At 57.0% G+C, this 200-nt stretch carries 1 pseudogene; it reads left to right on the top strand.

Annotation, left to right across the window (positions count from 1 at the left end):
- Positions 1 to 12 precede the first annotated feature (12 nt).
- Positions 13 to 200: pseudogene (locus DXT96_RS27020) on the top strand (sucrose phosphorylase); the annotation flags it as partial.

The raw sequence follows: 200 nt of genomic DNA, 5'->3' as shown, positions 1-200 counted from the left end.
GCAGACATGTTCATGACATTCGGCAAGGTCTTTCCCCGTGGTGCCAGCGAGCAGGATCTCCTGAATATCTATCGGCCGCGCCCTGGGCTGCCGTTTTCAAAGATCACGCTTGCAGATGGTGGCCAGCGGATGCTGTGGACCACATTCACCCCCCAACAGATCGACATCGATGTCCACAGTGCCCATGGCGCCTTATACCT

It is taken from the genome of Agrobacterium sp. ICMP 6402 (genome assembly GCF_009498615.1).
In the GTDB taxonomy this organism is placed as follows: Bacteria; Pseudomonadota; Alphaproteobacteria; order Rhizobiales; family Rhizobiaceae; genus Agrobacterium; species Agrobacterium burrii.
This window is presented reverse-complemented; position numbering and strand designations above follow the sequence as displayed.